This is a genomic window from Pseudoneobacillus rhizolycopersici, from assembly GCF_054786815.1.
Map to the genome: position 1 here is coordinate 477,968 of NZ_JBTOOE010000001.1, position 10,115 is coordinate 488,082.

Genomic DNA, 10,115 nt, shown 5'->3' on the forward strand with positions numbered 1-10,115 from the left:
ACAAGAGAGAATTTGTTATGATATGGTATAGTAGGCGAGGAGTGAAAGGAATGAATGTGCATTATCCAAATGGGAGACGTTTTATCCCCAAACCGAAGAATGCAAATACGAATTCTATAAAGACAAAAAACAGTAGTTATTCGAATCGTGGTATGACCCTAGAGGAAGACCTAAATGTGACAAATGAATATTATCGAGAAAACAATATAGCCATTATCCATAAGAAACCAACTCCCGTTCAAATCGTACACGTTGAATATCCAAAACGTAGTGCTGCCGTTATTAAGGAGGCTTATTTTAAACAGGCATCCACTACGGATTATAACGGAGTTTATAAAGGAAAATACATTGATTTTGAAGCAAAGGAAACGAAGCTTAGTCAGTCTTTTCCTCTAAAAAATTTTCATGAACACCAAATACAGCACATCTCATCGATCCTAAAACAAAATGGCATATCATTTGTCATTTTGCGATTTTCTATTAATGAGGATATTTTCTTTTTAGAAGGTGAGAAACTTTTGTTTTTTTGGAATCGGATGATCAATGGTGGAAGAAAATCGATTACCCTTGAAGAAGTAAAACAATATGGGCATCCAATCGCAATTGGTTACCAACCGAGAATTGACTATATAAAAGTCATTGATAAATTATATAGTTTTTAGAAGAAAGGTAGGAAATAGTTATGAATGAGAAATACCAGACAAGAGAGGAACGTCGTAAACAGCTTACGGGGAAAAAAAAGAATGGTAAACAAAAAAAAGCTGGTTTATGGAAAAAGGTATTTCTGTCTGTTTTGATTATTGGATTGATTATTTCTATAGCCGCTGTTACAACGGTTGCAATGATAATTAAAGATACACCTAAGCTAGATGAGGCGCTGTTAAAGGATCCGGTTTCATCAAAAATTTTAGATAAAGATGGTCAAGTGATTGATGAAGTAGGTTATGTAAAACGGGATTATGTTACCTATGAAGAAATTCCTAAACTTGTCGAAAATGCGGTTTTAGCTACAGAGGACGTCCGTTTCTATAAGCATCACGGGATTGATTTTATTCGACTTGGCGGAGCTATTATCGCCAATATTACCAACGGTTTTGGTTCAGAAGGTGCTAGCACTATTACTCAACAGGTTGTTAAAAATTCATTTTTAACAACCAAAAAAACGTTAACAAGAAAAATCCAAGAAGCATGGCTAGCTTACCAATTGGAACAAAAATATAAAAAAGAAAAGATTTTTGAAATTTATGTAAATAAAAACTTAATGGCTGATGATATTTATGGAATCAAAACGGGGGCTTCTGTTTATTTTGGAAAAGAATTAAATGAATTAACTCTTTCAGAAGCAGCAGTACTTGCTGGATTGCCACAAAGTCCAAATAATTATAATCCGTTCATTCATCCTGATCGTGCCGAAAAAAGAAGAAACATTGTATTAACCCTTATGCATCAACATGGGTTTATAACAAAAGAAGAAATGGAAGAGGCTCAAAAAGTGCCGATTGAATCTACCCTCATTGAGGAAGAAGAGGATGAAAGTCCTTACGCTTCCTTTGTTGATGCAGTTATAGATGAGGTAAAAAAACATGGCGACTATGATATATACAAAGATGGATTAACCATTCATACGACATTGGACACAAATGCACAGTCTTATGTAGAAAATATCTTAAATACAAATGATATCATTAAGTATCCTGACGATGAGTTTCAAGCTGGAATCGTTTTACTTGATTCAAGAACAGGGGAAATACGAGCGATTGGTGGCGGCCGAAATCAAAAAGTAAAACGAGGCTTTAACTATGCCACCGGGACCCGCCGACAACCTGGTTCAACGATAAAGCCAATTTTGGATTACGGTCCTGCAATTGAATATTTAAAATGGGGTACTTATCATATTTTAGAAGATAAACCAACAAAGTATTCTGGAAAAACGGATGCCCAACCTCATAACTGGGATAATAAGTATATGGGGCCAATGACGATGAGAGAAGCGTTAGCTCGCTCCAGAAATACGACTGCCGTTCAAACCATACAACAGGTAGGATTAGAAAATGCACAGAAGTTTGCACAAAATCTCGGATTGCCACTGGATGAAATTTATGAATCCTATGCTCTTGGCGGCCTAGAAAATGGGGTATCACCTTTACACATGGCTGGAGCCTATAGTGCTTTTGCCAATAATGGGATATATAACGAACCCCATTCAATTAAGAAAATTGTCCTAAGGGATGGCACTGAAATCGATACAAAGCCTGAAAAAACGGACGTTGTCGTTATGAAAGATTATACAGCATTTTTAATTACAGATATGCTGAAGAGTGCAGTAAAAAGTCCATATGGAACCGGAGGCAGAGCCAATGTATCAAGGCTTCATATGGCGGGAAAAACAGGAACAACGAATTACACTCAAGATGAAATAAATGAACTAGGTATTCCTCGAGGCGCTGTTCCAGATGCTTGGTTTGCCGGTTACACTACCAATTACACAGCGGCCATTTGGACTGGGTATGAGAGTCGGAAAAAGTTTATCCCTTCAGGTGATAGTCAAAAAATTGCCCAATATTTATTTAAAAATATTATGAATCATATTTCTGAAGGTATTGATACTCCTGATTTTACAGTTCCAAAATCGGTAGAGAGAGTTAAAATTGAAAAAGGAACGAACCCAGCAATGCTCTCGAGTGAATTTACTCCTAAGGAATTGATTCTCTCAGAATGGGCAGTTAAAGGTTCTTCCCCAAATGAAATATCGCCAAAATACAAAAAGCTTGAAGCGCCACAGCAATTAGATTCTAAATATGATGAAATAAACAATCAAATATATTTATCCTGGACCTATCCTGAAAATGGAGCTACCGGTAACCCAATTACCTTCGAAGTTACAGGATCAATCGACGAAGGTCCAGATCAACTTTTAACAGCTCCAACTCCTGAACTGGCTATTCTTATTACAGATATTGTCCCAGGAGGAAAATATACCTTTAAAGTAACGGCTATTAATGGTGAAAAACGAAGTGATCCTGCTGTTATTTCAATAGAAATACCGGAGCTATCTTATAATGATAATAATAATGATAACAACGGAAATAATAACGGAAACGAAAATGGAAAAGGGAAAAAGAAGGATAAAGATAACAATAGTGGCAATGAATCAGGCTACAACGGTGAAGACAACCTATTTCCTCCAGACGATGATAGTTATTGGGAAGAAAATGGCGAGTAATAATTATCATAATAAAAAGTGACTAAGCCTACTAAAGGCTTAGTCACTTTTTTATGATTAAACTTTTTTCATAAATCTTTTCTTGTTCATTAAAAAGTTCCGATAACTGGATAAAAGCATGGTATGAATTTATTCGTTTATTGATAAACATGATTCGATCAATTAGATTAACCGGTTTCCAATGTAATTCTGCATATTCAGAAAGTCTGTTCTCATTCGATATTGCTAGTAATTCGTGAAATATCGATATCGCCTCTTTCATAAGAGGCTGAGCTTTTCCGACCTCTCTTTTTTCAAAGATCAAGCTCAAATCCTCTTTTATTTCTTTCCACCTAATGAGTAACAAGGAGAATCGGTTGTCTTTATTTTTCATCCTCTATTCAAACTCCCTTTTCCTTCATCCGCTTTTTACCTTCCCGACAGATATCTAGTAAAGGGCAGGTAGGACATTGTGGATTTTGAGCCTTACAATGATATCTGCCAAAAAAAATCATGCGGTGATGAGTAACTGACCATTCATCACGCGGTACTCTTTTCATAAGAGTATTTTCAACTTCAAGCACAGAGTCTTTCCATCGGCAGAAACCAAGACGTTTGCTAACACGTTCGACATGTGTATCAACAGCAATGGCCGGGATACCATAGGCAACAGACATTACAACATTTGCTGTTTTTCTCCCCACACCTGGTAGTCTTTGAAGCTCTTCTCGTTCATGTGGGACAACACCATCATACTCATCCAGCAATAGCTGACAAAGCTTTTGAATATTTTTCGCTTTGTTTCGAAATAAACCTATAGAACGTATATCGTTTTGCAATTCTTCCAGAGAAACTTGTAAATAATCTTGAGGTCTCTTGTACTTTTGAAAAAGGTTTTTTGTCACTTTATTTACTAAAACATCCGTACATTGTGCTGATAAAGCGACTGCTATCACTAATTCAAAAGGGTTGGAATGGATTAGTTCACAATGTGCCTCTGGAAACATCTCACCCATTTGATCAAGGCTAAATCTAATTTGCTGTTTTGTTAGCACTTCATTTCCCTCTCTTACCTTTTTGCTATTAATTTTCTAACCAATTATAAATTGGAACAGCTTCTGTTGACTGTTTAGGTTGATTTGTTGATGCTCGTCCTTTTTGACGAAACTTCAAGCCGTAGCTTTTGGCCTGTTCAACCGTTCTAATCCCGTTTCTTTTCCAATCAAAAAGAATCCGATCAATATACCGAAAATTTAATTTTCCACTAATGACTGCTTCTTTTAGTGCTGATTTTATAATAATCGCATCGTGTCGGTCATCATCAATCCACATTTTTAATGTTTCAATTTCAAATGGTGATAAAGGTCGTCCAAACTCAGTTTCGAAGCATGTATATAAATTATCCTCAGATGTTCGTTTCTGGGCTGATTCTTCCGCTTTTCTCATAAACAAGAAGTATTCAATCATCTTTTCCCAAAGCGGCTGAAGGGTGTATTTTTCAAATCGAATCCCCTCCGGACTATACTCATCGGTAATATGGATGATTCCTTTTTGAACTAAATTTCGCAACATATTAGCACAATTATCAGCAGAAATTGTCATACGGGAAGCTAATTCTTCAGGAGTTGGAAAATCATTTCCTTTGTTTTGGTAGGAAATTACTTGAAGTATTAAAACTAATTCTGATTCGGTAAGTTTTAAACTTTTGAAATGTGTTATTAAAAAAGCTGGTATATTTAAAGTACCTTCGTTTGCCCAATCTAAAAGAGTTAATTTATCCATTTATGACACCTCTTAAAACAGTATAACAGATATCTGACGTCTATAGTACGACCAACAATTAGAAAAAACGGAGGTGGAGCCCCCGTTTTTAACTGAATTATTTCTTTTTGGTTTCAACAAATTCTTTGATTCGCCTAATTGCTGTTTGGAGTGATTCTAATGATGTTGCATATGATAAACGAATGTTATTTGGTGCCCCAAAACCAGAACCTGGAATTACGGCAACTAACTTTTCTTCAAGAAGAGCAGCCGCAAAATCATCGACAGTTGCATATCCAGTTAATTCAGCTGCTGTCTTTACATTTGGAAACAGGTAAAATGCTCCTTGAGGCTTTACGCAGGTAAATCCTTCAATCGCTACTATCTGATCAAATATAGTCATTAATCTTGACTCAAACGCATTTCTCATTTCTTCAACGCAATCCTGAGAATCATTATAGGCTGCAATCGTTGCATATTGAGCGATAGTTGTTGGATTAGAAGTACTATGGCTCGCAAGATTTGTCATTGCTGTAATAATTTCTTTATTTCCTGCAGCATACCCAATTCGCCAACCAGTCATCGAATGTGATTTAGAAACCCCATTGATAATTATGGTTTGTTCCTTTAACTCCTGCGAAATCTCGGCGATGGAAACATGTTTGTTATCTGCGTATATTAATTTTTCATATATCTCATCCGAGACTATTAATAAATTATGTTCAAGACAAACCTTACCAATTGCTTCAAGTTCTTCCTTTGAATAAATCATTCCAGTTGGATTACTTGGTGAGTTGAGGATTACAGCTTTTGTTTTTTCCGACAGGGCTTGCAAAATTTGATCAGGAGTAATTTTATAGTCATTTTGCTCTATACCTTCGATATATATTGGTACCCCACCCGCTAGCTTGACTTGTTCAGGGTAACTTACCCAATATGGTGTTGGAATGATAACTTCATCTCCCTCACCCAATATTACTTGGAATAACGTATAGAGTGCATGCTTTGCTCCATTTACAACAATGATTTCACTTTGCTGATATTCGAGGCCTTGATCTTGCCTGAATTTTTCTTGAATCGCTTTTTTTAATGAAGGTAAGCCTCCCGATGGTGTATATTTGGTTTTACCTTCATTCATTGATGTGTAAGCAGCTTCGATAATGTGTTGAGGTGTGTTAAAATCTGGCTCTCCGGCACCTAAACCAATTACATCAAACCCTGAGGATTTTAATTCTGCAGCCTTAGCTGAAATAGCCAGTGTAGTTGAAGGAGTTAAGGCCTTCACTCTTGATGCTAAGCTAATTTCCATTCCCTTTTGCCTCCTACAAATTAGAGATTTTCTATTTTTTTTATCCATTCACCTGTTTCAAAATCGATATGATAATAATTTATTAAATCATCATCAGAAAGGTAATAAATTTCCCACAAAGGAATGCCCTTTTCCATGCCCAATCTAACATCTAATATTTTTTTTGGCTTACTTAGTTCTTTAACTTTTTTAATTGCTGCCTTTGAACTTAGACCTTCATTCTCTCTTTTGATGGTTATTTTTTTGTCTTTTTCAGAAATCCAAACAATCAAAGACTCACCTTTATTGTTTTTTCCTTTAACAACCCAGATAGTGTCTAGACCGTTAAAGGCTTCAAAACCATCCACTGTGACAATCCCAGTTTCCCTTAAAGCGATACTTGTTGCCTCTTTCTCTAACTTTTTTAGTGGCTGTATCGCTTGCACATATGTGTAGGAAAGAAGAGAAGTGAAAATTAGCAGGACTACGAGTACCATCCATAAAATTTTTCTCATCATCATTTTTCAGCTTTCTTATGTTCGATAAATGGTAAAGATTGCTTTGGAATGGTCTTCACGGTCTAAGGCTAACCCAAACATCAAGTCTTTTTCTTTTAATGTTCGATTTAAGGCATCAACAATTTTATATAAGTCAGAACTATATTGAATTTTTATCGTGGAAAGAATCTCAATTTTACTCTCCATAAATTATTCCCCCTAAAAGTCAACAAAATTTGTAACTAATATGTCGCAGTAATACGGTTACAATATGACTACAACCATTACTACACTCCATCACCATTATAACTGTTTTAAGTACCAATACGATATTTCTAAGAATTTTTTCAAAAAATCTTTCTAGTCCACTAATGTCTTGGCTGTGCAAGTTTTGCACAGTTTTTTTTGCCTTCCTATCGTGGTGGTAACCAAGAATAAATTTGCTGTAGGATCAAATCCATCTTTAACTCAAAAATTGGAACAGATGGAATGGAAGTAAGGAAGGTCTTACCATAACTAGTTGTAATCACTCGACGGTCAAAAATAATTAACACTCCTCTATCCTCTTCAGAACGAATTAATCTTCCAAATCCTTGTTTAAACTTTAAGACAGCTTCAGGGAGGGCAACTTCCTGAAACCCATTTCCCCCCATCTTCATTATTTCTTGGCACTTGGCTTTCATAAGCGGTTCATCTGGTGATGTAAATGGAAGTCTTACCATTATTAGGCATGATAAAGCTTCACCCGGAATATCGACACCTTCCCAGAAACTACTTGTACCAAATAAAATGGCCTTGTCAAACTTTTGAAAATTCTTTGTTAAACGGGAACGACTTCCACCAGAAATCCCTTGGGCAATCAATGCATATTCCGAAAGAAAACCACTTTCTTTAATAAGGGTGTAAGTTTTCCGCAACATATCATGGGCAGTAAATAAAACTAAGATCCTCCCCTTTGTTACTTCGGCAATTGAGATAATATGTTCAGTTATTGCAGCGACATAATCATCAAGACTAACACTTATAATATCCGGCAACTCTTTTGGAATAAAAACTTTTACCCTATTGCGATAATCAAAGGGTGAAGCAATTATGAATGTTTCTGCTGATTTATCCATACCCAATTCATTAATGAAATAATCAAATTTTCCATTTGTGGAGAGAGTAGCCGATGTTAAGACAACACTTTTCATTTTTGTCAATAATAATTCATGAAACTGGTTGGAAATCGAAACTGGTTGTGCATAGATGGTCGTTGCGTTTTGATAGGACCGAAAGTCGATTTCTATCCAAGCGGTACGAGCGTTATCCGGGCGAAGAAAAATGGAAACAAATTGTTGTGTATTTTGATTTAATTGCTGAAAACATTTAATTGTTTCCTCATAAAGATAGATCTCACTTTCAAAAGCTAATGATAATTCTTCCATAACGGAAATAATATTTGATATAGAGTGAATCATTTCTTTAAGTTTAAAGTAAAAACGCTCAGCGCTATGAAATAAAATTCTGTAATCAGATTCTTGAAAATGTATCTGTTGATTAACTTTCGAAAAGGAAGTATCTTCTTTTGTATGTTTTTTTACATAAAACCGAATGGCTTTAAAAAATTCATCCATTTCAAAATAAAGATCAGTGACTAACTTGTTAAGCTCACCAAAATTAAATAGAATTTGTTTGGTATTAAAAAATCGTTCCAGTTTAAATAATAATTGTTTTTGTTCAATTTGACCAAATTGATTGAGCAAAAAGCGTATGTTGAAATAATCAATTTGAAAGCCAAGCGTTTTTTGGGCTACTCTTGGAAAATGATGTCCTTCATCTACAATCAAATATTGTATTGGAGGAAGAAGGCTTGGCTCCTTTACATCTTGTAATAGTAAAGAATGATTCGTAATAATTAAATCAGCCGTTTTAACTTTCTTTTTTGCCCGCATATAAAAATCTTTATTATCCCAAGCAGCAGATTTATTTTTAGAGGAATGACTGTGACACACTCTATTCCAAAAAATGTGTCCCCCACTAGAAAGATTTAGCTCATCGACATCTCCTGATTGTGTTTCAAGTAACCAAATTAATATTTGCATTTTCGTTAAACAGGAATCATAATTATCCTCAAAATCCTGAAGGCTATCTTCAAATCTAGATAAGCTTATGTAATGAGATTTCCCCTTCAATAGTGCAACATTTATTCCAAATGGTAAAGTTTGTTTAAGTAATGGGATATCCTTTTCAAGTAACTGCGATTGAAGATGGGTTGTATATGTACTAATTACGACCTGCTTGTTTGAAAGTTTTGAGAAATATGCTGCAGGAAATAAATACCCTAATGATTTACCAATACCTGTTCCTGCCTCAAGAACCAAATTATGTTCACGACTAAACGCTTCAAATATCTTATTCATCATCAATAATTGACCGTCTCTCTTTTGAAAAAACGGAATAGACCTTTTTAATTGTTCCTCTTTTTGTCTATCATTTATAGGAAAAACAGGGGCAACACAAGTAGAGTCCTCTTCCATTTCACTAAGCTGTTTATTTAACATCAAGCCATTAACCTTTTCGAGCTCATTTTCCCAATCTTCAAGCTGACCGATTTTATCATCGAAAAGTTCTTCTAACAATAGCTGTATATCGCTTTTTAAACCTCCAGAAAGCTCATAAAGCTGTTTGAACGTAGTAATTGGAATGGAATTAAGACGCTCTATTAAAAACAAGAAAATATTTGCTGTTACCTCTGCATCACTATCAGCCTGATGGGGACGGTCGTGACTAAAACCGAGATGATTTGCTAAATCATTAAGTTTATAACTATCTAAGGTCGGAAGTAAAACGCGCGAAAGTTCGACCGTATCAATCACCGAACCCAAAAATCCTTCCTCGTTTACACGAAGAAGTTCTTCTTGAAGGAAAGAGAGATCAAATAATACATTATGGGCTACAAAATAGGCGTCATTTAATAATGCTTGAATTTTATGCGCTATTTCATCAAAACAAGGTGCTTCTGCCACCATTTCATTCGTGATACCCGTCAATTCTTCTATAAAAATAGGGATATTGATTTTGGGATTAATTAAGCTTGAAAATCTGTCGGTGATTTTTCCATTCTCAATGACAACGGCTCCGAATTGTATAATTTTATCACCTTTTTTCGGAGAATTACCCGTTGTTTCCAAATCAATCACAACAAATTTATTTTTCATTATTACACCTTCCGAGTACATACTATCTATAAAAGGTATCATATTACATTTAAAAATGATAATATTTATCCAAGTTAAACATAACTTGATTTTAAAAAAATCCCCTTTGAAATGTGGTGACCCCTAAAAGTTAGAGTTTTATATTAAGCAGCTAATTGGCTGGTGTG

The 10,115-nt window shown here is 35.2% G+C and carries 9 protein-coding genes; 2 read left to right on the top strand and 7 right to left on the bottom strand.

The annotated features are described in order from the left end of the window. The first annotated feature begins 50 nt into the window (after window positions 1–50). Window positions 51–662, top strand: a complete 612-nt coding sequence (gene recU / locus ACX9YW_RS02505) for a Holliday junction resolvase RecU (protein WP_460341190.1) — start codon at window positions 51–53, stop codon at window positions 660–662. Window positions 663–682: 20 nt separating this feature from the next. After that, window positions 683–3,223 carry a PBP1A family penicillin-binding protein gene (locus tag ACX9YW_RS02510; RefSeq protein WP_460341193.1) on the top strand — a complete coding sequence of 847 codons (2,541 nt, stop codon included), beginning with the start codon at window positions 683–685 and terminating at the stop codon, window positions 3,221–3,223. A gap of 43 nt (window positions 3,224–3,266) precedes the next feature. On the opposite strand, the gene ACX9YW_RS02515 is transcribed toward ACX9YW_RS02510, so the two are convergent. The 7 genes from ACX9YW_RS02515 to dinG form a co-directional block, all read right to left on the bottom strand. Beyond that, window positions 3,267–3,596, bottom strand: coding sequence for a YpoC family protein (locus ACX9YW_RS02515; RefSeq protein ID WP_460341196.1), 330 nt, complete (start codon window positions 3,594–3,596; stop codon window positions 3,267–3,269). Between the two features lie 7 nt (window positions 3,597–3,603). Then, entirely contained in the window at window positions 3,604–4,257 is a 654-nt protein-coding gene (gene nth / locus ACX9YW_RS02520; RefSeq protein ID WP_460341199.1) for an endonuclease III, read from the bottom strand. Between the two features lie 28 nt (window positions 4,258–4,285). Beyond that, window positions 4,286–4,984, bottom strand: coding sequence for a DnaD domain protein (locus ACX9YW_RS02525; RefSeq protein ID WP_460341202.1), 699 nt, complete (start codon window positions 4,982–4,984; stop codon window positions 4,286–4,288). A 97-nt stretch (window positions 4,985–5,081) separates the two neighbouring features. Further along, window positions 5,082–6,266, bottom strand: coding sequence for a pyridoxal phosphate-dependent aminotransferase (locus tag ACX9YW_RS02530; protein ID WP_460341297.1), 1,185 nt, complete (start codon window positions 6,264–6,266; stop codon window positions 5,082–5,084). 26 nt (window positions 6,267–6,292) lie between these two features. Continuing rightward, window positions 6,293–6,772: a cell wall elongation regulator TseB-like domain-containing protein gene (locus ACX9YW_RS02535; RefSeq protein WP_460341205.1), complete on the bottom strand. Its 480-nt coding sequence runs from the start codon at window positions 6,770–6,772 to the stop codon at window positions 6,293–6,295. 12 nt (window positions 6,773–6,784) lie between these two features. Continuing rightward, window positions 6,785–6,955: a YpmA family protein gene (locus ACX9YW_RS02540; protein ID WP_460341208.1), complete on the bottom strand. Its 171-nt coding sequence runs from the start codon at window positions 6,953–6,955 to the stop codon at window positions 6,785–6,787. Window positions 6,956–7,161: 206 nt separating this feature from the next. Continuing rightward, window positions 7,162–9,948 carry an ATP-dependent DNA helicase DinG gene (dinG, locus tag ACX9YW_RS02545; protein WP_460341211.1) on the bottom strand — a complete coding sequence of 929 codons (2,787 nt, stop codon included), beginning with the start codon at window positions 9,946–9,948 and terminating at the stop codon, window positions 7,162–7,164. Window positions 9,949–10,115 lie beyond the last annotated feature (167 nt).

What these genes read in the sequence shown, in the direction of transcription:
- recU (WP_460341190.1), top strand. Translation starts at nt 51, where the DNA reads ATGAATGTGCATTATCCAAATGGGAGACGTTTTATCCCCAAACCGAAG.
- ACX9YW_RS02510 (WP_460341193.1), top strand. Translation starts at nt 683, where the DNA reads ATGAATGAGAAATACCAGACAAGAGAGGAACGTCGTAAACAGCTTACG.
- ACX9YW_RS02515 (WP_460341196.1), bottom strand. Translation starts at nt 3,596, where the DNA reads ATGAAAAATAAAGACAACCGATTCTCCTTGTTACTCATTAGGTGGAAA.
- ACX9YW_RS02525 (WP_460341202.1), bottom strand. Translation starts at nt 4,984, where the DNA reads ATGGATAAATTAACTCTTTTAGATTGGGCAAACGAAGGTACTTTAAAT.
- ACX9YW_RS02535 (WP_460341205.1), bottom strand. Translation starts at nt 6,772, where the DNA reads ATGATGATGAGAAAAATTTTATGGATGGTACTCGTAGTCCTGCTAATT.
- ACX9YW_RS02540 (WP_460341208.1), bottom strand. Translation starts at nt 6,955, where the DNA reads ATGGAGAGTAAAATTGAGATTCTTTCCACGATAAAAATTCAATATAGT.
- dinG (WP_460341211.1), bottom strand. Translation starts at nt 9,948, where the DNA reads ATGAAAAATAAATTTGTTGTGATTGATTTGGAAACAACGGGTAATTCT.